This window comes from Streptomyces sp. NPDC056128, from assembly GCF_042263835.1.
Lineage (GTDB): Bacteria > Actinomycetota > Actinomycetes > Streptomycetales > Streptomycetaceae > Streptomyces.
The window spans coordinates 768096-792042 of the sequence record NZ_JBHJVQ010000001.1 but is presented as its reverse complement, the minus strand read 5'-3'; the positions used below and the strand labels follow the sequence as shown (position 1 = coordinate 792042).

Annotated in this window: 27 protein-coding genes and 1 tRNA gene; 10 read left to right on the top strand and 18 right to left on the bottom strand. The window is 73.5% G+C overall.

The window, feature by feature from the left end; all coding sequences use genetic code 11:
- Positions 1–63 precede the first annotated feature (63 nt).
- The 6 genes from ACFC1X_RS03465 to ACFC1X_RS03440 all read left to right on the top strand — a co-directional run bounded on the left by ACFC1X_RS03465 (position 64) and on the right by ACFC1X_RS03440 (position 5340).
- Positions 64–396 (top strand): DUF3140 domain-containing protein, encoded by a 333-nt coding sequence (locus ACFC1X_RS03465; protein WP_376348340.1) that lies wholly within the window; start codon positions 64–66, stop codon positions 394–396.
- Positions 397–398: 2 nt separating this feature from the next.
- Complete coding sequence (locus ACFC1X_RS03460; protein ID WP_376348338.1) at positions 399–1049, top strand: endonuclease; 651 nt, start codon at positions 399–401, stop codon at positions 1047–1049.
- A gap of 112 nt (positions 1050–1161) precedes the next feature.
- Positions 1162–2019, top strand: coding sequence for a hypothetical protein (locus ACFC1X_RS03455; protein ID WP_376348336.1), 858 nt, complete (start codon positions 1162–1164; stop codon positions 2017–2019).
- A gap of 165 nt (positions 2020–2184) precedes the next feature.
- A complete protein-coding gene (locus tag ACFC1X_RS03450; RefSeq protein ID WP_376348335.1) occupies positions 2185–3585 on the top strand; it encodes a glutamine synthetase in 1401 nt (466 codons plus the stop codon).
- A gap of 1 nt (position 3586) precedes the next feature.
- Positions 3587–4732, top strand: a complete 1146-nt coding sequence (locus ACFC1X_RS03445) for an amidohydrolase family protein (RefSeq protein WP_376348333.1) — start codon at positions 3587–3589, stop codon at positions 4730–4732.
- Positions 4733–4812: 80 nt separating this feature from the next.
- Entirely contained in the window at positions 4813–5340 is a 528-nt protein-coding gene (locus ACFC1X_RS03440; protein ID WP_007389077.1) for an NUDIX hydrolase family protein, read from the top strand.
- Positions 5341–5427: 87 nt separating this feature from the next.
- Here the strand turns inward: ACFC1X_RS03440 and ACFC1X_RS03435 are convergent.
- From ACFC1X_RS03435 to ACFC1X_RS03375, 13 genes are all read right to left on the bottom strand, one after another.
- Positions 5428–5501, bottom strand: a tRNA-Pro gene (locus ACFC1X_RS03435).
- Between the two features lie 102 nt (positions 5502–5603).
- Entirely contained in the window at positions 5604–6920 is a 1317-nt protein-coding gene (locus tag ACFC1X_RS03430) for an MFS transporter (protein WP_376348332.1), read from the bottom strand.
- Positions 6921–7039: 119 nt separating this feature from the next.
- Complete coding sequence (locus ACFC1X_RS03425; RefSeq protein ID WP_376348330.1) at positions 7040–7399, bottom strand: MmcQ/YjbR family DNA-binding protein; 360 nt, start codon at positions 7397–7399, stop codon at positions 7040–7042.
- A 30-nt stretch (positions 7400–7429) separates the two neighbouring features.
- The gene (locus ACFC1X_RS03420) at positions 7430–7963 is read right to left on the bottom strand and encodes a GNAT family N-acetyltransferase (protein ID WP_376348328.1); all 534 of its coding nucleotides are present in this window, start codon (positions 7961–7963) and stop codon (positions 7430–7432) included.
- The gene (locus tag ACFC1X_RS03415) at positions 7960–8538 is read right to left on the bottom strand and encodes a helix-turn-helix domain-containing protein (RefSeq protein WP_376348326.1); all 579 of its coding nucleotides are present in this window, start codon (positions 8536–8538) and stop codon (positions 7960–7962) included. The genes ACFC1X_RS03420 and ACFC1X_RS03415 overlap by 4 nt, the downstream gene beginning before the upstream one ends.
- A gap of 46 nt (positions 8539–8584) precedes the next feature.
- Positions 8585–9487, bottom strand: coding sequence for a LysR family transcriptional regulator (locus tag ACFC1X_RS03410; RefSeq protein ID WP_234960399.1), 903 nt, complete (start codon positions 9485–9487; stop codon positions 8585–8587).
- Between the two features lie 28 nt (positions 9488–9515).
- Positions 9516–10709: a glycine C-acetyltransferase gene (locus ACFC1X_RS03405; protein ID WP_376348325.1), complete on the bottom strand. Its 1194-nt coding sequence runs from the start codon at positions 10707–10709 to the stop codon at positions 9516–9518.
- Between the two features lie 41 nt (positions 10710–10750).
- On the bottom strand, positions 10751–11779 hold the full coding sequence (gene tdh, locus ACFC1X_RS03400) for an L-threonine 3-dehydrogenase (protein WP_376348323.1): 1029 nt from the start codon (positions 11777–11779) through the stop codon (positions 10751–10753).
- Positions 11780–11955: 176 nt separating this feature from the next.
- Entirely contained in the window at positions 11956–12531 is a 576-nt protein-coding gene (locus ACFC1X_RS03395) for a GAF domain-containing protein (protein WP_365644345.1), read from the bottom strand.
- Positions 12528–13157 (bottom strand): ATP/GTP-binding protein, encoded by a 630-nt coding sequence (locus ACFC1X_RS03390; protein ID WP_163015835.1) that lies wholly within the window; start codon positions 13155–13157, stop codon positions 12528–12530. Before ACFC1X_RS03390 ends, ACFC1X_RS03395 begins: the two co-directional genes overlap by 4 nt.
- Positions 13135–13509 (bottom strand): DUF742 domain-containing protein, encoded by a 375-nt coding sequence (locus ACFC1X_RS03385; RefSeq protein ID WP_161332607.1) that lies wholly within the window; start codon positions 13507–13509, stop codon positions 13135–13137. The genes ACFC1X_RS03390 and ACFC1X_RS03385 overlap by 23 nt, the downstream gene beginning before the upstream one ends.
- 2 nt (positions 13510–13511) lie before the next feature.
- Positions 13512–13946: a roadblock/LC7 domain-containing protein gene (locus tag ACFC1X_RS03380; RefSeq protein ID WP_122616453.1), complete on the bottom strand. Its 435-nt coding sequence runs from the start codon at positions 13944–13946 to the stop codon at positions 13512–13514.
- Positions 13947–13987: 41 nt separating this feature from the next.
- Positions 13988–15874: a sensor histidine kinase gene (locus tag ACFC1X_RS03375; protein ID WP_376348321.1), complete on the bottom strand. Its 1887-nt coding sequence runs from the start codon at positions 15872–15874 to the stop codon at positions 13988–13990.
- 391 nt (positions 15875–16265) lie between these two features.
- Between ACFC1X_RS03375 and ACFC1X_RS03370 the strand changes: the two genes are divergently transcribed.
- From ACFC1X_RS03370 to ACFC1X_RS03360, 3 genes are read left to right on the top strand one after another with little or no spacing between them, the layout of a single operon-like run.
- Positions 16266–16607 carry an ArsR/SmtB family transcription factor gene (locus ACFC1X_RS03370; RefSeq protein WP_376348319.1) on the top strand — a complete coding sequence of 114 codons (342 nt, stop codon included), beginning with the start codon at positions 16266–16268 and terminating at the stop codon, positions 16605–16607.
- Positions 16608–16610: 3 nt separating this feature from the next.
- A complete protein-coding gene (locus ACFC1X_RS03365; RefSeq protein ID WP_376348317.1) occupies positions 16611–17108 on the top strand; it encodes an SRPBCC family protein in 498 nt (165 codons plus the stop codon).
- Positions 17108–17740, top strand: coding sequence for a dihydrofolate reductase family protein (locus ACFC1X_RS03360; RefSeq protein WP_376348316.1), 633 nt, complete (start codon positions 17108–17110; stop codon positions 17738–17740). The genes ACFC1X_RS03365 and ACFC1X_RS03360 overlap by 1 nt, the downstream gene beginning before the upstream one ends.
- A gap of 63 nt (positions 17741–17803) precedes the next feature.
- Here the strand turns inward: ACFC1X_RS03360 and ACFC1X_RS03355 are convergent, their stop codons facing one another.
- From ACFC1X_RS03355 to ACFC1X_RS03345, 3 genes are all read right to left on the bottom strand, one after another.
- Entirely contained in the window at positions 17804–18349 is a 546-nt protein-coding gene (locus tag ACFC1X_RS03355) for a DUF4240 domain-containing protein (RefSeq protein WP_376348314.1), read from the bottom strand.
- On the bottom strand, positions 18349–19860 hold the full coding sequence (locus ACFC1X_RS03350; protein WP_376348312.1) for a SpoIIE family protein phosphatase: 1512 nt from the start codon (positions 19858–19860) through the stop codon (positions 18349–18351). The genes ACFC1X_RS03355 and ACFC1X_RS03350 overlap by 1 nt, the downstream gene beginning before the upstream one ends.
- A 189-nt stretch (positions 19861–20049) precedes the next feature.
- The gene (locus ACFC1X_RS03345; protein ID WP_376348310.1) at positions 20050–21243 is read right to left on the bottom strand and encodes an MBL fold metallo-hydrolase; all 1194 of its coding nucleotides are present in this window, start codon (positions 21241–21243) and stop codon (positions 20050–20052) included.
- 90 nt (positions 21244–21333) lie between these two features.
- Between ACFC1X_RS03345 and ACFC1X_RS03340 the strand changes: the two genes are divergently transcribed.
- On the top strand, positions 21334–21954 hold the full coding sequence (locus ACFC1X_RS03340) for a TetR/AcrR family transcriptional regulator (RefSeq protein WP_376348308.1): 621 nt from the start codon (positions 21334–21336) through the stop codon (positions 21952–21954).
- Positions 21955–22009: 55 nt separating this feature from the next.
- Here ACFC1X_RS03340 and ACFC1X_RS03335 read toward each other — a convergent pair whose 3' ends face one another.
- On the bottom strand, positions 22010–22795 hold the full coding sequence (locus ACFC1X_RS03335) for an SGNH/GDSL hydrolase family protein (protein WP_376348540.1): 786 nt from the start codon (positions 22793–22795) through the stop codon (positions 22010–22012).
- Between the two features lie 205 nt (positions 22796–23000).
- Complete coding sequence (locus ACFC1X_RS03330) at positions 23001–23945, bottom strand: peptidoglycan DD-metalloendopeptidase family protein (RefSeq protein WP_376348306.1); 945 nt, start codon at positions 23943–23945, stop codon at positions 23001–23003.
- Positions 23946–23947: the final 2 nt, after the last annotated feature.

The following is a 23947-nucleotide window of genomic DNA, read 5'->3' as shown; positions in this document are numbered from 1 at the left end:
GCCCCTCGGGCACCCGCGCCTGCGCACGTAGGCACGTACGCACAACGATCTGAGGGGCACCTCATGGCCGACGCCCTCGAACTCGACGCGCTGTGGGCGGACTTCCACCGCGTGGTGAACATGACCTCCGCGGAACTCGCGGACTGGCTCCGGGTACGCGACTCCGGTGAGCTGACCGAGCCGCTGCCGGACGACGCGGGACCGCCGCTCGGGCGGCACGTCCTGTCGATCCTCCAGAAGCGGCGCACCGACCTCACGGAGGACGACCTGGGCGCGATGCGCGAGGTCGTGGACACCGTGACGGCCCAGGCGGACCTGGAGAACGAGCCCAAGTCCGACGACACCGCGCTCCGGCACCGGCTGATGACGGTCGGCCACGACCCGCTGAAGCCCTAGCCGTGAGCACCGGCCAGCGGCGGATCGTGCGCGCGCTCGTCGACGCGCACGGGCAGACGTACGCCGAAGAGGCGGGCATCCGGCTCAAGGACACCCCGCAGCCGCTGTACCGGCTGCTGGTCCTGTCCCACCTGCTGAGCGCCCGCATCCGCGGCTCGATCGCGGTGGCCACCGCCCGCGCCCTGTACGACGCGGGGCTGCGGAACCCGCGGCGCATGGCCGACGCCGACTGGCAGGATCGGGTGGACGCCCTCGGCCGGGGCGGCTACCGGCGCTACGACGAGCGCACCGCCACCCAGCTCGGCGAGGCCGCCGAACGGCTGACCGAGCGGTGGGGCGGTGACCTGCGCCGGCTCCGCGAGGAGGCGGACCGCGACCTCTCCGAAGTACGGCGGCTGCTCCGGGAGTTTCCCGGGGTGGGTCCGACCGGCGTGGACATCTTCCTGCGCGAGGCCCAGCTCGTCTGGCCGGAGGCGGGCCCGACCCTGGACCGCAAGGCCCTCCAGGGCGCGGAACGCCTCGGTCTGCCGTCCGACCCGGACCGGCTGCTGGGCCTCGCCGGGACGACGGAACCGGCCGTCCTCGCGGCCGCGCTGGTGCGCGCGGCGGTGGACAAGGACGTCGCCGAGGACACCCTGGAACGCGCGGGCTGAGCCCTGCCGCCCGGCCCCGGGTCACGTCACCCGAACAACCCCGTGCGCTGGTGGGCCCGCGGCCGCGGTGATGCGCTGAGGACACCGTTCCCGTCCCAGGAGGCATCCCGCGATGAGCCGTCGACCGTCCCGCCCCGCCCGCCTGGTGGCCTCCGCCCTGGCGGCGGGCGCGCTGCTGACCACCGCGGCCTGCTCGGACGACGCCGCCGGGTCGGGCACGGCCTCGGACACCGCCGCGGAACGGGCGCGGTCCGCCTCCCCCGCCGCCGAGCGGGCCCCCGCGGCACAGCCCACCGGATCCCCCAGGACCCCCACGCCCACCCTCACCGAGTCCGGCGCGAAGGCCGCGCTGCTCACCGAGGGCGACCTGGAGGGCGACTGGAACCAGGTCCAGGACGCGGACAAGTGGCGCGACCAGATGCTCGTCGGCGAGGTCGACGTGTCCGACTTCCTCACCGCCAGGACGGACGCCTCGGACTGCCAGGAACTCCTCGACGGGCTCTACGGCGAGAAGCTGCTGGGCGAGCCGTCGGGTCCGTCGGCGGTCACCGGCTTCGAGCAGGGCGACTCCCGCCTCCTGGACCAGGTGGCCGGCTACGACCGCGGCGGACTGGACGACCGACTGGAGTGGATGGACACCCTGCCCCAGAAGTGCGACCAGTTCACCGCGACCGACTCCGAGGGCGAGAAGCGCACGGTACAGGTGACCGAGGCGTCGGTGCCCGAGGTGGGCGACGCCCGTGAGGGCCTGCACGTGACCGTGCAGGGGTCCACCGGCGGCAGTCCGGCCACGCTCAGCCTGGACGTGGCCGTCGTACGGGTCGGCACCTCCGCCCTGACCGTGACCGGCGGCGGCCTCGAGGGCGACCAGGCGGACGCCGTCGAGCAGGGGGTGCGGCAGGGCACCGACCGCCTGAAGACCGTCCTGGACGGCGGGACGCCCTCCCCGCAGCCCACCCCCATGACCTGACCCCGACTCCCGCACCCTCCCCCGCCCCGCCCCGCCCCGCCCCGCGTCCGCCGACACGGCGCGGGGCGGTGCCGTGTGCACGGATCCGGCGAAACCCGGACAGCGTGATCACCCGACGGCACAATGGTGGGCGGCGGACGGCGCACGCGCGAAGGAGCCCGAGACGTGAGCGAGAGCGACCCCGTGCCCGGCGGGCGTCCGGGCGAGACCGAGCGGGCCACCGCGCTGAGCGGTGAGCTGTCCGGCCAGGGCGTGCACGGCGTGGTGCTGGCGTACATCGACACGGCGGGGATCGCCCGGGTGAAGACCGTGCCCACCGCGCGGCTCGCCTCGGCCGCCGCGTGGGGCGTGGGCATGTCCCCGGTGTTCGACACGTTCCTGGCGGACGACTCGATCGTCGCCACGGACGTCCTCGGCTCCCCCGACGGCGATCTGCGCCTCCACCCCGACCTGGACCGGCTGACCGTGCTGGCGGCGCAGCCCGGCTGGGCGTGGGCGCCGGTCGACCGGATCACGCAGGAGGGCGGGCCGCACCCGGCGTGCGCGCGCACCGTCCTGCGCCGGACCGTGGCGCACGCCGCCGAGCGGTACGGCGTCCGGTTCAAGGCCGCGATCGAGATCGAGTGGTCGGTGGGCCGGGGCGACGCCGACGACGACGCCTTCGTCCCCGCGGTGTCGGGACCGGCGTACGGGGCCGCCCGGCAGATCGGGCTCAGCGACTGCGCGGCCGACCTGCTGGCGGCGCTCGCGGCCCAGGGCGTGGACGTGGAGCAGCTGCATCCCGAGTACGCGGCGGGGCAGTTCGAGGTCTCGGTGGGCGCCCTCGACCCGGTGGCGGCGGCCGACCGCAGCGTGCTGGTGCGGCAGACGATCCGGGCCGTGGCCCAGCGGCACGGGCTGCGGGTCTCCTTCGCCCCGGCGGTCCTCGGGCGGGGCGTCGGCAACGGCGGGCACCTCCACCTCTCCGCCTGGCGGGACGGGACCAACCTGCACGCCGGCGGCACCGGCCGGTACGGCATGACCGCCGAGGCCGAGTCCTTCGTGGCCGGGGTGCTGGGCCACCTGCCGGCGCTCACCGCGATGACCGCGCCGAGCCCGGCCAGCCATCTGCGGCTCCGCCCCTCGCAGTGGGCGGGCGTCTTCACCGCCTGGGGCCGGGAGACCCGGGAGGCGGCCCTGCGGATCGTCACCGGGAGCACCGGGGAGCACGGCCGCGCGGCGAACCTGGAGGTGAAGCCGGTCGACCTGGCCGCCAACCCGTATCTCGCGCTCGCCTCGGTGATCGCCGCCGGACTGGACGGTCTCGCGTCGTCCGCGCCGCTGCCCGAGGAGATCACCGGCGACCCTGCCCGGCTGGACCCCGCCGACGCGGCGGCCCGGGGCGTGCGCCGGCTGCCGGTCTCCCTCGCCGAGTCGGTGGCGGCGTTCCGCGCGGACGACGTGCTGCGGACCGCGCTGGGGCCGGTGCTGGCCGACGCCGTGACCGCCGTACGGCAGGGGGAGATCGACGCGGTCGACGGGCTCGACGACGACCGGGTGGCGGCGGCCTACCGCTGGAAGTACTGACATGGCCGGCGGACCCGTCCACGAGAGCCTCGCCGCGCTGGAGCTGGTGGACCACCACTGCCACGGCGCCGTCACCGGTGACCTGGACCGCGAGGGCTTCGAGTCCCTCCTCACCGAGGGCGAGCGGTGGCCCGGCGTGTCCCCCTTCGACAGCCCCGTCGGCCTCGCCGTGCGCCGCCACTGCGCTCCCCTGCTGGACCTGCCGCGCCACGCGCCCGCGGACGTGTACCTGGCCCGGCGGGCGGAACTGGGCGCGGCCGAGGTGAACCGGCGGTTCCTGCGGGCCGCGGGCACGGGCGTGTTCTGCGTGGACACGGGCTACGCCCCGCACCGGGTGACCGGGCCGGCCGAGCTGGCGCGCGCCGCGGACGCCACGGCGTACGAGGTGGTGCGACTCGAGCAGGTCGCGGAGGCGGTGGCGGCGGGCGGTGTCGAGCCGGACGCGTACGCGGAGGCGTTCCGCACGGCCGCGTGGGAGGCGGTGCGGCGGCCGGGCGTGGTGGGTGTCAAGTCGGTGGCGGCCTACCGGACGGGTTTCGGCCTGGACCCGGCCCGTCCCTCGCCCGAGGAGGTCACGGGGGCGGCCCGGCGGTGGCTCGCGCGCGGCGGCCGGCTCGACGACCCGGTGCTCGTCCGGCACCTGCTGTGGACCGCGGTGGACCTCGGGCTGCCCCTGCAGCTGCACACCGGGTTCGGCGACAGCGACATCCGCATGCACCGCGTGGACCCGACCCTGCTGACCGACTGGCTGCACCTGACCGCGGGCACGATCCCGGTCCTGCTGCTGCACTGCTGGCCCTACCAGCGCCAGGCGGCGTACCTCTCGGCGGTCTTCGAGCGCGTGTACCTCGACGTGGGCCTCACCCTGCACCACGTCGGCCCCGCGCGGGCGGGCGCGATCCTCGCGGAGGCGACGGAGATCACCCCGTTCCGCAAGCTGCTGTACAGCTCCGACGCCTATGGTGTGGCCGAGTTCCATCACCTCGGGGCGGTCGCGTTCCGGCGGGGACTGGCGGGGCTGCTCCAGGAGCGGCTGGACGCCGACGAACTGGCCCTTCCGGACGCGCTGCGCCTGGCGCGCTGGGCGGGCCGGGACAACGCCCGCCGGGTCTACCGGCTGCCCAGGGGCCCGATGGACGACGGCTGAGCGGCGTGGGACCGGTCACAGTCCCGGAGCGCCGCCCGGGAAGCAGGAACGGCTGAAAGTATGATCAAGCGATGTCTGACATGACCGAAACCACGCCGGGCTGGCTGACGACCGACGAGCTGGAGATGGCACGTGCCCGCATGCCGATCCTGTACGTCGAGGCGGTGCCCGTCCGCGTCGACGACAGCGGCGAAGTCACCAGCGTCGGCCTGCTCCTGCGCATCGGCCCGGACGGGACGGTCAGCCGGACGCTGGTCTCCGGCCGGGTGCTCCACCACGAGCGGGTCCGGGACGCCCTCCTGCGCCACCTGGAGAAGGACCTGGGCCCGGTGGCGCTGCCCCGGGTGCCGTCCTCGCTCCAGCCGTTCACGGTGGCCGAGTACTTCCCGACGCACGGTGTGACGCCGTACCACGACCCCCGGCAGCACGCGGTATCGCTGGCCTACGTAGTGCCGGTCGCCGGTGACTGCCGGCCCCGGCAGGACGCGCTGGACCTGGTCTGGTTCGACCCGCGCGAAGCCCTGTCCGAGGCGGTGCGCAGCGAGATGCCGGGCGGGCACGGGGTGCTGCTGAAGCAGGCGCTGGCGCATGTGGGCTGCGTGGACTGAGGCGCGGGTGGCGGCGTGCGGCCGCCACCTCGCCCGCACGCGAAAAGGGCCTTCGCGGACTGCTGTCCGCGAAGGCCCTTCGCCGTGTCGGGACGACAGGATTTGAACCTGCGACCCCTTGACCCCCAGTCAAGTGCGCTACCAAGCTGCGCCACGTCCCGTTGCCCATCTGACCTGGGGTTTCCCCCGGCCGAACGCGCAGGAAAACCATACCGCACTCGGGCCCGTGGTTGCGCATCGCTTTTCCGGCGCGGGCACCGCGGTCAGCACTTCTCGGCCCGGGACCGCTCGGCCTTCCGCGCCGTCCGCCGCGAGCCGGCCGTGGCCGCGTCGACCCGTACCAGGCCGCGCACCGCCGGTATCAGGAGCAGGGCCGCGCACACGGCGAAGCTGGTCGCGCCGGAGACGAGCAGCACGTGGTCGGCGCCGAGGGCCGAGGCGGCGGGCCCGGCGAGGGCCTGGCCGACGGGCATCATCGCGAGCGAGCCCGCGACGTCGTAGGCGTGGATGCGGTTGAGCACGTCGGGCGGCACCTGGGTCTGCACGGTGGTCGCCCACATCACGCCCCAGAAGGACATACCGGCCCCGGCGACGGCGGCCCCCGCGGCCATCGCGGGGACGTCGAGCCCGGCGCCGACGCTCGCCGGGAAGGCGGCGAAGCCGACGAGGGCGATCGCCCCGGCGCGGAGCATGCGGCGGGGCCGCAGCCGCAGCGCGACGAGGCCGCCGACGACGGTGCCGGCGCCCAGGGCGGAGTTGACCAGGCCGTAGGCGCGTGCGCCGTGCTCCTGGACCACCTCGGTGGCCACGAGGGGGACCGTCGGGCCCCAGACGGCGATCATGTAGACGCACCAGACGGCGATGACACCCCACAGCCACCGGCGGGAGCGGAATTCGTGCCAGCCCTCGACGAGGTCGGCGCGGAAGGCCTTCGTGCGCGGGCCGGTCGCGGTCCGGGCGCCCGGGGCGAGCGGAGGCAGCCTGAGCAGCAGCAGGCACCCGGCGCTGACCGCGTACGTGGTGGCGTGGGCGGCGAAGACCCCGCCGGGTGAGGCGAAGCCGACCAGGAGGCCGGCCACGGCGGGACCGGCGAGCTGGGCGGCGGACTCGGCGACGCGTATCGCGCCGTTCGCGCCCTGGATGTCTGCGGCCAGGCGGGGCACGGTGCTGGCGACGCCGGGCTGGAAGACGGCGCTCGCGACACCGTTGACGAACCCGATGGCGCAGATCTGCCAGAGCACGACGTGTCCGGAGAAGAAGAGGCCGGCGGCCAGCGCCTGGGTGCCGAGCCGCACCAGGTCCGCGCCGATCATCAGCCTGCGGGTGCTGAAGCGGTCCGCGAGGACTCCGCCGAAGACGACCAGTCCGGCGAAGGCGGCGGCGGTCGAGGCCATGGCGAGGCCGACCGCGCCCGCCCCGTACCCGTGCTGCAGCAGACCGGCGGCGAGCGCGACGGGCAGCATGGTGTCGCCCAGCCGGGCGATGGCCCGCGCGGCGAAGAACAGCGCGAAGTCCCGCGACCAGACGGCTCGCGCCGCCGTCGCCGCCTCGTGCGTGGACTGCGAGGCCGTCCCGGCCATCCCGCGCTCCCCTCCCCGCCCGCCCCGTACGTCCGACAGCCGGAGCCCCCCTCCGGCCCCGGCTGCCACGCGTGTCCCCGGATCATGCCACGCGGCACCGACAACGCCCGAGGGATTTTCTAGCCCCCAGCCGGCAGCCCCAGTCGTGGATGGGCCTCCAGGAGGCGGGTCGGGGCCGCCTGGCGCCAGGAGTCGGCGAGGATGTCGCGCAGTTCGTCCTCGCCCTCCAGCGCCGCGAGCCGGGCCCGGACCCAGGCGAACTGCGCCTCGTGACCGGCGATCCAGAACTTCCCGGGCTCGGCCAGCACCAGTTCGTCGCGCTCCTCCTTGGGGCAGCGCACCGCGATGGAGGTCTCGTCCTCGGGCAGCGTGGCGAACATCTTCCCCGCGACCCGGAACGTGGGCATGCTCCAGGCGATCTTCTCCGTGGTGTCCGGCAGGGACAGGGCGACACGGCGTACGTCTTCTGCGTCCGGCATGCCAGGCACGCTATCCGCCGCCACTGACAATCACCCGGCGGCGGAGGGGCCGCCGACCTGCTTGTAGTAGAGCGTCGTCGGCCGCGGCTCGCCGCCCGGGTCCGCCGCGTAGCCGGGGATGGTGCCGGCCCGGGTCCACCCGGCGGAGCAGTAGAGGTGTTCGGCGGGGCTGCCGGTCTCGGTGTCCAGGTGGAGCAGGGTGAGGCCGGCCGCGGCGGCCGACTCCTCGGCGGCCGTCAGCAGCCTCCGTCCCACGCCCCGGCCGCGGACCGCGCGGGACACCATGAGCTTGACCAGCTCGGCGCGGTGGCGGCTGTTGGGCTTGTCGGGGAGGGCGAGGCTCACGGTCCCGCACACCCGCTCCCCCTCATGCGCCACCCAGACGGCCAGCTCCCCGGCGGCCACCGCGCGGACCCTGGTCCGCCACCATGCGAGCGCCGGATCGCGTTCCAGCGGCGCGAGGAAGCCGACCGACGCGCCGCCGTCCACGACGTCGGTCAGCAGGTCCGCCAACTCCTCCAGCAGCGCGGCCAGTCGGTGCTCGTCGACGCGGCTGACGATCACGGCAGCACCACCGCCAGCACGTAACGCGTCTCCTCCGGGCCCGCGCAGCGGAACCTGGTCGGCCCCCAGACCCGCATCCGCAGGCAGTCCCCGGTGCCGAGGTGGTGCGCGACGTCCTGGTTGGTCACCTCCAGCGCGCCGGCCAGCACCCAGACGTGCTGTTCGAGGCCGGGGACGGGCGGCCGGTCGTAGGCGATGTCGGCGCCGGGGGCGAGCCGTCCCTCGACCAGTTCGCCGCGCAGTCCGGCGTGCGGCGGGGAGACCGAGCGGCGCACGAAGCCGGCGGCCCTGTCCTCCCACCGGGGCTGCTCGTCGGCCCGTACCAGCAGCGCGGGTTCCGCCTCGACCTCGCCGAGCAGCCGGGACATGGTCCGGCCGTAGACCGCGCACAGGCGGTTCAGCTGGGCGGCGGTGGGGCTGGTCTCCGCGCGCTCGGCCCGGGACAGCGTGGACCGGCTCACTCCGCTGCGCTCCGCCAGCTCCCCCAGCGACCAGCCGTGCTCGGCCCGCAGCTCGGCGAGGCGGGCGGCGAGCCGGGCATCCACGAGGTCGGGAGCCCCGTCGTCGTCTCTCATATCAGGGACGCTATCCCGGATATGAGACGACCACGTTACGGAAGCCTCACGCCCGGGCCACCTCGTCGAGCGCGTCCAGGACCGGCCGGATCAGCGGGTGCTCCTCGGCCCCACGGCGTACGGCCGCGAAGACCCGGCGGGTGGGCGCGACCCCGTCGACCGGGCGGACGACCACGCCGGTCAGGTCGGTGCCGTGCAGCGCCGAGCGCGGGACCAGCGCGACACCCGCGTCGGCCGCGGCGAGCGAGACCACCGCGCGGAAGTCGTCCGAGGAGTGCTCCATGCGGGGCTGGAACCCGGCGCTCTCGCAGGCCAGCACGACGACGTCGTGGCACGGGTTGCCCGGGTAGGGGCCGATCCAGGGGTCCTTGGCCAGCTCCGCGAGCGGGACCTCGTCGGCGCCGGCGAGGCGGTGGGCCACCGGGACGACCGCGTCGAAGGGCTCGGCGTACAGCGGGACGTGGGTCAGCCGCGGGTCGTCGGCGGGCGGCGCCCCGCGGTACTCGACGGCGACGGCCACGTCGACCTGCCGGTCCAGGACCATCGGCAGGCTGGCGTCGCCCTCGGCGTCCTGGACGCGGATGCGGATGCCGGGCGCGGTCTCGGCGAGGCGGGCCAGCGCGGGCGCGACGACCAGGGCGATGCCGGTCGCGAAGGAGGCGACGGTGACGGTGCCGGCGGCGCCCGAGCCGTAGGCGGCGAGTTCGGCCTCGGCCCGCTCCAGCTGGGCGAGGACGGCGTTGGTGTGGCTCAGCAGGATCTCGCCCGCCGGGGTCAGCCGTACGCCCTTGGCGCCGCGCTCGACCAGGCGGTGACCGGTCTCCTGCTCCAGCGCGGCCAGCTGCTGGGAGACCGCGGACGGGGTGAGGTACAGCGCGGCGGCAGCCGCCGTCACGGTGCGGTGGTCCGCCACCGCTCGGAGGATGTGCAGCCGCCGCGCTTCGATCACGGGATCGATTCTCTCAGGTCACCGGCGTTCAGGCGGCGAGCTGCTCCCGCGCCGCGACGAAGGCGTCCACCGCGCGGTTCACGTCGGCCGTGGAGTGCGCCGCGGAGAGCTGTACGCGGATGCGGGCCTGCCCCTGCGGCACGACCGGGTACGAGAAGCCGATGACGTAGACGCCGCGCTCAAGGAGCAGCTCGGCCATGCGGCCCGCCTCGGAGGCGTCGCCGATCATCACCGGGGCGATGGCGTGGTCGCCGGGGAGGATGTCGAAGCCCTCCTCGGTCATCCGGCTCCGGAAGAGGGCGGTGTTCTCGGCGAGCCGGACGCGCAGGTCGTCGGCCGACTCCAGCAGGTCGATGACCTTCAGGGAGGCGGCGGCGATGACCGGGGCGAGGGTGTTGGAGAAGAGGTAGGGCCGGGACCGCTGGCGCAGCAGGGCGACGATCTCCGCGCGGGCGGCGACGTAGCCGCCGGAGGCGCCGCCGAGGGCCTTGCCGAGGGTGCCGGTGATGATGTCGACGCGGTCCATGACGCCGTGCAGCTCGGGGGTGCCGCGGCCGCCGGGGCCGACGAAGCCCACGGCGTGCGAGTCGTCGACCATGACCATGGCGCCGTAGCGGTCGGCGAGGTCGCAGATCTCGTCGAGCGGGGCGACGTAGCCGTCCATGGAGAAGACGCCGTCGGTGACGATCAGCTTGCGCCGGGCGTCGCCGGCGGCCTTGAGCTGGGCCTCCAGGTCGGCCATGTCGCGGTTGGCGTAGCGCAGCCGCTTGGCCTTGCTGAGGCGGATGCCGTCGATGATCGAGGCGTGGTTGAGGGCGTCGGAGATCACCGCGTCCTCGGGGCCGAGGAGGGTCTCGAAGACGCCGCCGTTGGCGTCGAAGCAGGAGGAGTAGAGGATCGTGTCCTCCTGGCCGAGGAACGCGGAGAGCCTGCCCTCCAGTTCCTTGTGCACCTCCTGGGTGCCGCAGATGAAGCGGACGGAGGCCATGCCGTAGCCCCAGCGGTCCAGCGCCTCGTGGGCGGCGGCGACGACCTCGGGGTGGTCGGCGAGGCCGAGGTAGTTGTTGGCGCAGAAGTTGAGGACCTCGCCGGGGCGGCCGCCCGCGGTGACGTTCACCGTCGCCGACTGGGGGGTGCCGATCACGCGCTCGGGCTTGTGCAGACCGGCGGCGCGGATCTCGTCGAGGGTGGCGCGCAGGTCGTCGCGCACGGAGTCGAACATCTCAGAAGCTCCTAGGAGTACGTACGTGTGGGCGCGGTGGCTCACGCGGTCCAGTCGAGGATGACCTTGCCGCCCCGGCCGCTCGCGGCGTCGGCGAAGGCGGCCTCGAAGTCGCGGTGGGAGTACCGGCCGGTGATCACGGGGGCGAGGTCGAGGCCGCCTTCGAGCAGCACCGACATGGCGTACCAGGTCTCGAACATCTCGCGGCCGTAGATGCCCTTGACGGTGATCATCGAGGTGACGATCCGCGCCCAGTCGACGGGGAACTCCTCGGCGGGCAGGCCGAGCATGGCGATCCGGCCGCCGTGCGTCATGTTGGCGATCATGTCGCGCATGGCCTCGGGGCGGCCGGACATCTCCAGGCCGATGTCGAAGCCCTCGCGCAGGCCGAGTTCGCGCTGCCCGTCGGCGATGGTGGCCTTCGAGACGTCCAGGGCGAGACTCACCCCGACCTTGAGCGCCAGGTCCAAGCGCTCCTGGCTGACGTCGGTGATCACGACGTTGCGTGCCCCGGCGTGCCGGGCGACGGCGGCGGCCATCAGGCCGATCGGTCCGGCGCCGGTGATCAGGACGTCCTCGCCGACCAGCGGGAAGGACAGGGCGGTGTGCACGGCGTTGCCGAACGGGTCGAAGATCGCGGCGACGTCGAGGTCGACGGGGACGCGGTGCACCCAGACGTTGGTGGCGGGCAGGGCGACGTACTCGGCGAACGCCCCGTCCCGGCCGACGCCGAGCCCGACGGTGGCGCGGCACAGGTGGCGCCGGCCGGCCAGGCAGTTGCGGCACTTGCCGCACACCAGGTGCCCTTCGCCGCTGACCCGGTCGCCCACCTTGACCTCGGTGACGTCCCGGCCGGTCTCGACGACCTCGCCGACGAACTCGTGCCCGACGACGAGTGGGGTGCTGATGGCCTGCTGCGCCCAGCCGTCCCAGGCCCGGATGTGCAGGTCGGTGCCGCAGATGCCGGTGCGCAGCACCTTGATGAGGACGTCACCGGGCCCGACGACGGGCTCGGGCACGTCCGCGAGCCACAGACCGGGCTCCGCCTTCTCCTTGACCAGCGCCTTCAACGCTACGGCTCCTGACGGTGAGACCCCGGGGTCGCGCACGCCGAAGCGGCCCGCGTCCGGGGAGGGGAGGGGGATCGCACTGCAATCTGCCGTACGACACCGCCCCGGGTCCATCGAGCCTTTCTTAAGCCCGGCCGCAGCTTTCCTTCACGCCGCCCGCCCGCCGCCCCGCGTTCTCACAGCGGGAGCCCGTCCTGCGCGCTGCGCTCGATGCGGCGTACGAGGTCGGCCGCCGTCGACTTGATCGTCGCCAGGCCCGCCGTGCCCCAGGTCCGGGGCCTTACGTCGGCGGCGGAGACCGTGCCCAGGACGGTGCCCGTGCTGTCGATGAGCGGGGCGCCGAGGTAGGAGCGGATGCCGAACTCGTCGACGACCGGGTTGCCGGCGAAGCGCGGGTAGTCGCGCACGTCCTCCAGGACGAGGGCCTTGCGCCGGACCACCACGTGCGGGCAGAAGCCGTGGTCGCGGGGCTGGACGCGGCCGAACTCCGGGCTGGTCCCGTCCCCCCGGGTCACCGGCGGGATGTCGGGGACCCGCAGGCCCGCGAAGAACTGCCCGCCCTCGACCAGGAAGTTGACCATCCCGTACGGGGCCTCGGCGAGGCCGGCGAGGTGCGCGGCGAAGGTGTCGAGTGCGGGGTCGGGGCGTTCCACCAGACCGAGCAGGCGCAGCCGTCGTACCCGGGCGGGGGCCTCCCGGTCCTCGGGGGTGAGCAGCAGGCGTCCGGCCGGGCGCGGCGGGTCGTAGGTCATGGGCGGGCTCCGGCGCCGTACCCCGTGGTGGGGGCCGGCGTGTGGGCGATGAGATGGCGTACGAGGGTGAGCAGGGTCTGCACACCGGAGCTGGAGATCCGGGCGTCGCAGCGGACGATGGGGATCTCGGGGTGCAGGTCCATGGCGGCGCGCACCTCCTCGGGGTCGTAGCGGTGGGAGCCGTCGAACTCGTTGATCGCGACGATGAAGCCGAGGCCGCGTTCCTCGAAGAAGTCGACGGCGGCGAAGGACTCCTCCAGCCGGCGGGTGTCAGCGATGATCACGGCCCCGAGCGCGCCCTCGCACAGTTCGTCCCACATGAACCAGAAGCGTTCCTGGCCGGGCGTGCCGAACAGGTACAGGACGTGCGCGGGGTCGAGGGTGATGCGGCCGAAGTCCATGGCCACGGTCGTTTCGAGTTTGTTCTCGATTCCGTCGAGGTTGTCGGTCGCGGCGCTGACCGTGGTGAGCAGTTCCTCCGTGCTCAGCGGCGCGATCTCGCTGACGGCGCCGACGAAGGTCGTCTTGCCGACGCCGAATCCGCCCGCCACGAGGATCTTCAGGGCGGTGGGGAACGGGTCGGCGCCTTCGCCGTGGACGTGGTCAGAGCTGTCGTCGTAGTCCATCGAGCACTGCCTCCAGAAGGGCCCGGTCCGTGGGGTTGTGGTGGAACGCGGCGGGGGGTTTGGTGGTCAGCGCGCCGCAGTCGACGAGGTCCGAGAGCAGCACCTTGGTGACCGCCACCGGAAGCCGCAGGTGCGCGGCGAGTTCGGCGACGGGGAGCGGCGCCCGGCACAGGTCGAGTACCTGCGTGTGCTCGGGTCCGAGGTAGCCCAGGGGGGTCGTCCCCGTGGCCATCACCTGGGACATCAGGTCGAGCGCGACGGTGGGCCGGGTACGGCCGTTGCTGACGGTGAAGGGGCGCACCAGCCGTCCGGCGGCGTCGTCGAGCCAGGGCCCGTCGCCGGCCGCGGCCACCCTCAAGGCCTCATCGCCGGTGGTTCGACGGCGTGCTGCCGGGGCGCGGTGGCCAGGTAGGGGCGGACGCTCTTGACCAGCATGGCCATCTCGTAGCCGAGCACGGCGGCGTCGGCCTCCCGGCCGGCCAGGACGGCGAGGCAGGTGCCGGATCCGGCGGTGGTGACGAAGAGCAGCGTCGAGTCGAGTTCGACGACGACCTGCCGTACGTCCCCGCCGTCGCCGAAGCGGACGCCGGCGCTGCGGCCGAGGGAGTACAGGCCGGAGGCCAGGGCCGCCATGTGGTCGGCGCTGTCGGCGTCGAGACCGTGGACGGACTTCACCAGGCCGTCGCAGGACAGGAGCACCGCGCTGCTCGTGTGCGGAACGCGCTGCACGAGGCCGCTCATCAGCCAGTCGAGGTCGGACACTTGGCCGGTCGGCGCATCGCTCGCCATGGTGGATCGACTCCTTGGGGTACGAAGATCTGTGGGGGCGTTCATCCGGACTGGTCCCGGGGGGTCGGCTCCAGGTGCGGTGCGGCCGGGTGGGGTGGCGCGGTGGGGGCGGGCGCCGTGTGGACGGAGTCCGTGTGGATCGGGTCCGTGCGGACCGGCTCCAGGGAGGTGGGCTCCCGGTGCTGCTGGGATTCGGCGAGGCCGATGCCCCGCTGGAAGGCCGCCATCAGGCCGGGGTCGTGACCGGTGTACCGCTCGGGTTCCTGGCGCGGTGCCGGGCCGCCGCGCAGTTGGGGTGCGAGGTGCTCCTGGGCGCGGCGGCGGGGCAGTTGGGGTTTGCCCATGGTGCCGCGGACCGCGCTGTGGCGCGGGACGGGCGGGGTGGCCGCGTGTTCCGCGATGACACCGCGCTCATCGGGGCGTACGCCGGGGACGGCGGCGGCCGGGGTGGGCCGGTTCTGCCGCGTACCGCGCACGGGCAGCGGCAGGGGTTCGCCTTCGGCGGCGGTGCGGCCCCGGGCGGGGCGGGGCACCGCGGGCGCGGTCGTGGAGGGTGCGACGGCGGCCTGTACGGCGGTCGTCGGCGCCGCGGCGGGGGCCGCCGGAACCGTCGGTGCCGTCGGTGCCATGGGCGGTGGCTGCTGCCGGGGCGGCGGTACGGGGACCGGTTCGGCGGCGGCTGCCTCCGCCGGGCGGGCCGTGCCGCCGGGGATCCTGCCGGGTTCCGTGCCCAGCAGAGCCTGCGGGACCACCAGTACGGCCTGGACACCGCCGTAGATGTTGGTCTGCAGCCGGACGGTGATGCCGTGCCGCTTGGCGAGCTGGGAGACGACGAACAGGCCGATGCGGCCGTCCGCCAGCAGGTGGGCGACGTTGACCTGGTCGGGGTCGGCGAGCAGGGCGTTCATCCGGGCCTGCTCGGCGGTGGGCATGCCGAGTCCGCGGTCCTCGACCTCGACGGCGAGGCCCGAGGTGACGAGGCTGGCCCGCATCAGCACCTGGGTCTGCGGGGCGGAGAACAGGGTGGCGTTCTCGACGAGTTCGGCCAGCAGGTGGATGACGTCGGCGACGGCGTGGCCGCGCAGGGTGCCGTCGATCGGCGGCACCAGCCGGACCCGGGAGTACTGCTCGACCTCGGCGATGGCCGAGCGGAGCACCTCGGTCATGTCCACCGGGTTGCTCCACTGCCGGCGGGAGACGGCGCCGCCGAGCACGGCGAGGTTCTCCGCGTGGCGGCGGATGCGGGTGGCGAGGTGGTCGACGTGGAAGAGGCCCTTGAGGAGGTCGGGGTCCTCGATCTCGTTCTCCAGCTCGTCCAGGATGGAGATCTCGCGGTGCACCAGCGACTGGAGGCGCCGGGCGAGGTTGACGAAGACCTCCAGCTTCTGTTCGCTGCCCGCCTGGCTGGAGAGCTGGGCGGCCCGGACGACGGCGGTGACGGCGCCGTCGTGGGCGCGGGAGAGGTCGGCGGCGAGCAGTTCGAAGTCGTCGGCGTCGTCGGGCGGCCCGCCGCGCGGTTTGCGCCGGGGCGGCGGCTCGCCGCGGCGCAGCGCCTCGACCACGGCCCGCAGGTCGCCCTCCTGGCGTGCGGTGCCGCGGCGCAGCGCGCCGACGCGTTCGTGCACGGAGCGGGCGGCGCGGTCGGCGGCGACGGCGGCGATGACGACGGCCGCGGCGGCCACCGAGACGGCGCCGGCGACCACGGCCCACAGGACGGGGCCGGGCCGGATGCCGGTGGAGCGGACGGTGAACAGGACGACCGCGCAGCCGCTGAGGGCGACCGCGACCGGCGGCAGCACGGCGAGACGCAGGAGTTGGGGCCGTATGTGGGTCTCGGGCAGCGCGGCGGCGGTGCGGGGGGCCGGCCGGCCGTGCCGCCCGCCCTCGCGGCGGTCTGCTCGCGCGGCCGGGGCGCGGAGGTGAGACATCGGGGTCCTCGTACTGGTCCGTCGGTCTGGGTGCTCGCGCGTGGTGACGGAAGTGCCACGCGGGCAGGCGACGGCACGCGGGCACGCGTCATCGCTGCGTCGAACGACCGGACCGGGGGACCCGGCCCTACGTCGCCCGACGGACACTGACAGTAGTCGCCTGCCCCTCATGTGCGGTGGGCAGTTGCCAAAGTCCCCCGGGCAACGTCCTGCTCTGGTATGAGCCCTCGTACGACAGCCCGATAAGCCGGTGAAGCACCCGTTCCGGAAGGGCGGAAGACCGGTCGGACTCGATCAGAATCTGTCACTGTCGGTAACCGAATACCTGACCCCCGCCCCCCGCACTCCCCCGGCGCTTGTCATATGCCGATATAGGAATATGATGAGGGCCATGGCACGAGCAGCGACGACGTCGGACGTCTTCAACGCGATCGCCGAGCCGCAGCGCCGGGACATCCTGGCCCTGCTGCGGGCGGGTGAGCGGCCGGTGACCGACCTGGCGCGGGAGTTGGGGATGACCCAGCCGGGGGCGTCCAAGCACCTGCGGGTGCTCCGGGAGGTGGGGCTGGTGCGGGTCCGCGGGGCGGGCAAGCAGCGCCTCTACGGCCTGGACGCCCGCGGGCTGCGGCCGGTCCACGAGTGGGCCGGCGGATTCGAGCGGTTCTGGAACGAGAGTTTCGACCGGCTGGACGCCTACGTGCAGGACCTGAAGCAGACACGGCAGGAGGACTGACCGATGGCAGCGGCAAGGCAGGAAACAGGCGCGGCGGCCGACCGGGAGATCGTGATCTCCCGGATCGTCGACGCCCCGAGGGAGCTGGTGTTCGAGGCGTTCACCGAGGTCCGGCACCTGTCGCGATGGTGGGGTCCGGAGGGGTTCACCACCACCACGCGGTCCTTCGAGTTCCGCGAGGGCGGGGAGTGGAACTTCGTGCTGCACGGGCCGGACGGAACCGACTACCCCGAGTGGATCCGCTGGCTGCGGATCGCCCCGCCGGAGCGGATCGCGCTGCTGCACGGTGAGTCCCGCGACGACCCGGACGCCTTCGAGACGGTCCTGACCTTCGCGCCGGACGGCGAGCAGACCCGGATCGTGATGCGCACGGTGTTTCCCACCAAGGAACTGCGCGACCGGGCGGTCGAGAAGTACAAGGCGATCGAGGGCGGCCGGCAGACCCTGAGCAACCTGGCGGCCTACGTCGCCGAGATCGCCCGGAAGGGGGCGGAGGACTGATGGCCGGGAAGGTGTCCGGGAAGGTTTTCTTCAGCGTGTCGATGTCGCTGGACGGGTTCATCGCGCCCGAGTCCCCGGAGGAGTTGATGGGGCGGCAGTGGATGGAGCTGCAACAGTGGATCTTCCCGACGCGGTTCTTCCGGGAGAACCTGAAGCTGGGCGGAGGCGGCGAGGAAGGGCTCGACAACGACGTCGCGCGGGCGACGTTCGAGCGCACCGGCGCGAGCGTCATGGGCAAGCGCATGTTCGACGCCGGAGAGCAGATGTGGCCGGAGGAGGCGCCGTTCCACACGCCGGTCTTCGTCGTGACGCACACCAGGCGTGACCCCTGGGAGCGCCCGGGCGGGACCACGTTCCACTTCGTCAACGACGGCATCGAGGCCACGCTCGACCAGGCCCGCGAAGCCGCCGGCAACCGCGACGTCCGCATCGCGGGCGGCGGCGCGACGATCCTCGAGTACCTCAACGCCGGCCTGATCGACGAGTTCTCGATCGCCCTGTCACCCGTGCTGTTCGGCTCCGGAATCCGCCTGTTCGAGGGCATCGACCCGTCCAGGATCGCGCTGGACCAGCTCCGCTCCGAGCCGTCGTCACGGGTGACACACCTGACCTACGCCGTACGACGACGGTAGCCGCGCCAACCGAATATCGAGGAGTCGCGTACGCGTCAGCCGAGACGCGCTGCGAGCTTCCGCTCACTCCGGATAGAGAGCTGCCAAGCGTTCTGCCAGGGCATCGGGGTCGGTGACCGCGCGCTCGAAGACTCCACGGCCCTGAGCGATCAGCCAGCCGCGGAAGTAGTCGAAGCCGTCGTCAGAGCACCCACCGTTGGCGATGTAGGCAGCGGCCCAGAGAGGATTGGTGTAGGAGTCAACCATCAGCTCCCACAGCACCTGCTCAGCTGCGACGATCTCCTCGACCGGCCAGGAGGCCAGCAGCGAGGCGGTACGCACCGGTGGCCGCCCCAGGTCGTCCGCGGCGCCCGGCAGCCCGGCCAGGAACAGGGACTCGGCCTCGTCGGCGTGCAGCCCGGTGAGCCGGGTCCGGTAGCCGTCCAGCAGCTGGTAACCGCCGCCGTGCCCGCCGTCGCCGTAGACCGGAATGCCCGCGCCGCTCAGAGAGTCGATGTCCCGATAGACGGTCCGCACCGAGACACCCAGCTCCTCGGCGAGCTCACCAGCCGTCAGCCTGCCCCGGTTCTGCAGCAGGAGGACGAGGGAGAGGAGCCGGGCCGCGCGCATCACCCCATCATTCCAGGCCCGGGTCGCGCGGCCTGGGCGATGAGCAGGGCCACGTCGTCGCGGTCTCCGCTGTGGCGCAGGCTGTTCAGCAGGAGGTCGCAGGTGGCGTCCAGCGAGTGGCCGGGGAGGACGGCGAGGACGTCGAGGAGGGCTTCCAGGCGGGCGTCGATGGGCTGGTCGCGGGTCTCGACCAGGCCGTCGGTGTAGAGGACGAGCTGGTCACCCGGCCGGAAGCCGATCGAGGTGGTGGCGAAGGAGATGCCGCAGCCGCCCAGGGGGGCGCCGGTGGGCAGGTCGAGCAGTTCGTGGGCACCGTCTGCGTGGCAGTGGACCGGTGGCAGGTGGCCGGCCAGGGAGATGTGGCACTGCGCGGTGTGGGGGTCGAAGACGGCGTAGACGCAGGTCGCGAGGGTGCCGAGACCGTCGGTGATGTGGTCGAGGTGGTTCAGGACCTGGGCGGGGGGCAGATCGAGATCGGCCAGGGTTCTGGTGGCGGTGCGCAGCTGCCCCATGGATGCTGCGGCCCCGACACCGCTGCCCATGACGTCGCCGACGACGAGGGCGGTTTTGTCGCTGCTCAAGGGGATGACGTCGAACCAGTCGCCGCCGATCTCGATGGTGGCCTGGGCGGGGCGGTAGCGGTAGGCGACGTCGAGGCCCGGCCGTTGTGGAGGCGGGTGGGGCAGAAGGCTGCGTTGGAGCGTGAGGGCGGTGCGGCGCTGCTCCTCCACGGCCCGGTACCGGTCGGTGACGTCGACGCTGGAGGTGGCCACGCCCAGCACCTTCCCGTTGGGGGATTCGAGCCGGTAGAAGGAGACCGACCAGGCGTGGTCGTGGTCCGGGTCGGCCGCGGTGCGGCCCACGGTGTACTGGTCCAGGACCGGGGTCCCGGTGGCCAGTACTCCACGCATGGCCGCCTCGAAGGACTCGTCGAGGAAGGGCAGCACCTCGTGGACGTGGCGCCCGAGGTGCTCGGCGGCCGGCACACCGTTCATCCGCTCCTCCGCGGGATTCACGGAGATGTACCGCAGATCGGTGTCCAGCATGCCCAGTCCGATCGGCGACTGGGACACCAGCTGTGCGGACAGCGACAGGTCCCGCTCCATCTGCCGCACCGTCGCCTGGTCCGCGGCCAGCCCCAGGGCCCAGTAGTCGCGCTGGTCGTCCTGCAACCGCATGTTCCGGAACTCCACCGGGCGCACGCTGCCGTCCTTGTGCCGGACGGGAAAGACCCCTGCCCAGCTCTCGCCGTCCTCCATGACCTGGGCAAACAGCGCCAGGACGGTGTCCAGGTGCTCCTTTTCGATCAGCAGGTCGGCCGCGTACCGGCCCAGGGCCTCCTCGGCGCTGTAGCCGAAGAGGATCTCGGCCTGCGGGCTCCACAGATCGACCCTGCCTTCGGCATCGAGCAGGACCGCGGCGACGTTCAGTACATCCAGCAGGCCTCCCGGCCTCGACGCCCTGGCACCCGGCGTCCCAGGGTCCTCCCGGAACGGTTCGGTCGTACCCATGCCCAGAACTCCTTCCGGCCAGTGACCGGACGGTCGGGTGTCGTCTACCGAAGCGGACCGCGCGCCGGCGTCAGTGGCCCCGCCACTCCATGGTCCTCCCTCCGCCACCGGCGCGCCTGCTCCGGCTGCGAAGCGTGACCATGTCCCTCCGCCGACATCACGTCGGCCGGGACAAGGCACCGGAAGATGTCACCGGTCACCGGCGAGGTCGAGATCACCCTTGCTCGTCGCGGGCACACCCTCAACCGTCCGCGGACGCCGCCACGGGCTCGCGATCGGTTCCGACACCGCCCGCCACCACGCCTCCACCGGCACCTCCCCCGCCGGTTCGAACGGCTCACCCGGCCTCGGGAAGGCCGCCGCCTGGCCAACCTCCTCGGCCGCGTCCTTCGTCCACTCCCCCGGCTCCGCCCACGCATGCGGCGCGAGATTGAACGTCCCCCAGTGGATCGGCAGCAGCACCCCGGCCGGAGCGCCTCCCTGGAGGTCGAGATGAGCCTGCATCCCTTCGGCGGGCGTCATGTGGATGTCTGGCCAGAACCGGGAGTACGCGCCGAGCTGGATCATCGTGGCGTCGAAGGGGCCGTGCGCGGCGCCGATGTCCCGGAAGCCGTCGAAGTAACCCGTGTCCCCGCTGTGGTAGACGCGGTGCTCCTCCCCGGCGACGACCCACGACGCCCAGAGGGTGTGCTGGGTGTTGCGCAGCCCGCGCCCGCAGAAGTGGCGGGCCGGGGTCGCGGTCAGGGTGAGGCCGGCGACGCGCGTCGACTCGTGCCAGTCCAGCTCCCGCAGCCGGTCGGCGGGCACGCCCCAGTGTTCGAGGTGGGCGCCGACCCCGAGCGGCACGGCGAACAGGGTGTCCGTGCCGGTCAGCGCCTTGATCGTGGGCATGTCCAGGTGGTCGTAGTGGTCGTGGGAGATCACGACGACGTCGACCGGGCCGAGGGCGGCCAGGGGGGCCGGGACCGGGTGCAGCCGCTTGGGCCCGGCGAAGGGGAACGGGGAGCAGCGCTCGCCCCACACGGGGTCGAAGAGCACCCGCCGCCCGTCGATCTCGGCGAGCACGCTGGAGTGCCCCATCCAGGTCAGCCGCAGTCCGGTGGCGGGCGGCCGGGCGAGGTCGGCGAGGGTGGTGGCGTGCACCGGGATCGGGCCCCGGGGGGCGCGGCGGAGCCGGGACTCCCGGTCGAAGTAGATCTTGGCGAACTCACGGGCCGATCCGGAGGGCCGGGTCCGGGCGGTGCCGCCGGGGTTCTGGAAGACGCCGTCACGGAAGTGCGGCGATCTGCGGATGCGCGCCATGCGCTCACCGGTCGGGTCCGCGCCGAAGGCCGCGGGCCGGGGCGTGCGGAGCCCGGAGCTCGGGGAACGGAATCCGGCCACGGTAACCTCCAGGTGGAGTAGGTCAGGCTCTCATTATGGTCGTCTCGTGTGACACCGACTGATCGTGTCCGGAGCTTGGGGGGACGGTGCGTGGTGAGAGTCCGGTTGAGTGTGGCCGAGCGGCGCGAGGAGTTGCTGCGCGCGGCCGTCGAGCAGATATCGGCGCGGGGTGTGGCGGCGCTGCGGATCGCCGACGTGGCGTCCGCGCTCGGGGTGAGCAACGCGTTGGTGCTCTACCACTTCTCCACGAAGGAGAAGCTGGTCGCCGCCGCCTTCGCCCGTGCCGCCGAGGACGATCTGGCTCATCTGCGCGGACTGCTCGGCCGCCGTACGTCGGCGCTGCGCCGCCTGCGGGCCGCTGTGCGGTGGTACGCCCCGACGGGGCCGGCCAAGGGCTGGCGGCTGTGGATCGAGGGCTGGGCGGCGGCGCTGCGCGAGCCCACGCTGCGGGACGTCACGCGGGAACTGGACCGCCGGTGGAAGGCCGCGATCGCCGAGGTCATCGCCGAGGGGGTGGCCGCCGGGGAGTTCCCCTGCCCGGACCCCGAGGGCGCGGCCCTGCGGCTGACGGCGCTGCTCGACGGGCTCGCCGTGCAACTGACGTCGTACACGGGCACGGTGTCGCGGGCCCGGGCGCGGGAGTGGACGGACGAGGCGCTCGCCCGGGAACTGGGCCTGCCGCGGGAGGCGTTGGGCGACCCCCGCCGCTGACCCACCGCTGCCCCCGCCGCGCCCCGTCCGCGACCGGCCCGCCCGCACGACGCCGTCACGCCACCGAGGCGATCCGCGTCTTGATGTCGTCCGGCGACAGCGCCCCCTTGGCGGTCACGTGGTCGCCCGAGGACTGGCCGCGCAGCCGGCGTCCGATCCACGGCACCAGGTACTCGCGCGCCCAGTGCACGTTGTCCCGGCGCACGTCCAGCGCCCCGCGGTACGGCAGCGGCGGCCAGGACTGGTCGGGGTCGGCCGGCACGGGCAGGCCGAGGGCCTGTCCGGCGCGCAGCGCCACCCGCGTGTGGCCCTCCGGCGACAGGTGCAGGCGGTCGGCGTCCCACGCCCGGCGGTCCTGGACGCTGCGGAGCGACCAGAGGTCGAGCACCGGGCAGCCGTACCGGTCGGCGATGGCGCGGACGTGTCCGTTGTACGTGGCGATCTTGCCGCGCAGATGCCTGAGCACGGGCACGCCGCGGGTGTCGAACCCGGTCGTCACGAGAACGGTGCCGGCCGCTTCGGCGAGCGCGGCCACCGCCCGCTCGAACCGCTCGGCGACCTCGTCGGGATCGGTGCCGGGCCGCAGGATGTCGTTGCCGCCGGCCGCGAACGAGACGAGGTCCGGCGCGAGTTCGGCGACTCGCGGGACCTGTTCGGCCGCGATCTGGTCGAGCAGCCTGCCGCGCACGGCGAGGTTGGCGTAGGTGAAGTCGCCCTCGGGGCGCCGGTCCGCGAGCAGTACGGCGAATCGGTCGGCCCAGCCGACGAACGCCCCGTCGGGGCCGCGGTCGCCGACGCCCTCGGTGAAGCTGTCCCCCAGCGCCACGTACGACCCGATCACTGCTCTGCTGTCATTCTTCGAATCGTCTGCCACATCGGGCCATGATTCACCTTGGAATGTGACCTACGCGACCGTAGGAAGGGATTGACGGTCGGTGAGAAAGGCCACGCCTAAAGGCTTGGTCAATTCCGGAATACACCGAAGGCCGGACCCGGGGATCGGGGTCCGGCCTTCGGTGGCGTGGGGGCTGCGCCCTGGCCGTGCGTCAGAGAGAGACGCCGTGCGAGCGCAGGAACGCGACCGGGTCGATGTCCGACCCGTAGTCCGGCGTGGTGCGGATCTCGAAGTGCAGGTGCGGACCGGTCACGTTGCCGGTGGCACCCGAGAGGCCGACCTGCTGGCCCGCCGTCACCGACTGGCCGGCGGAGACGGAGAGGGAGGAGAGGTGGGCGTACTGGGCGTAGTGGCCGTCGGCGAGCTGGATGACGACCTGGTTGCCGTACGCACCGCCGGGGCCGGCGGAGACGACGGTGCCCGCGCCGACGGCCTTGAGCGGGGTGCCGGTCGGGACGACGAAGTCGGTGCCGGTGTGGTAGCCGCTGGACCACATGCTGCCGGACTGGTGGTACGGGGTACCGACGGTGCCGCCCGCGACGGGGGAGGTGTAGCCGCTGCTGGTGCCGGCGTCCGAGGCGGAGGCCTGCTCGGCGTCCGTGGACTTCTCGGCCGGCTTGGCGGCGGGCTTCTCCGCCTCGGCCGGCTTCTCGGCGGCGGGCTTCTCGGCGGCCGGCTTCTCCGACTGGGCGGCGGACGGGGCCTTCGGCTGGGCGGCCTTGGCGCCGACCGAGAGCTTGAGGCCGGGGTGGATCAGCGACGGGTCCGAACCGACGGCCTCGCGGTTGTCCTCGTACAGCTTCTTCCAGCCGCCGTCGACGTTCTGCTCGTCGGCGATCCGCGAGAGGTAGTCGCCGCTCTTGACGGTGTAGGTCCGCGCGTCCGAGTTCTTCTCGGCGCCATTCGCGGCGGCCTTCTTCGCCGTCGTCGGAATGGACTGCACGGACTGCTCGGAAACGGAGTGCGCGGGGGCGGCGTTGGCGCCGGCGGCCCCGATCAGCGGGAGCGCGAGCGCGGCGCCACCGGTTCCGGCGACGGCGATGGTGCGGGTCAGGCGCATGGCCCTGGTACGGCGGTGCTTACCCTTCGCGGGCATGG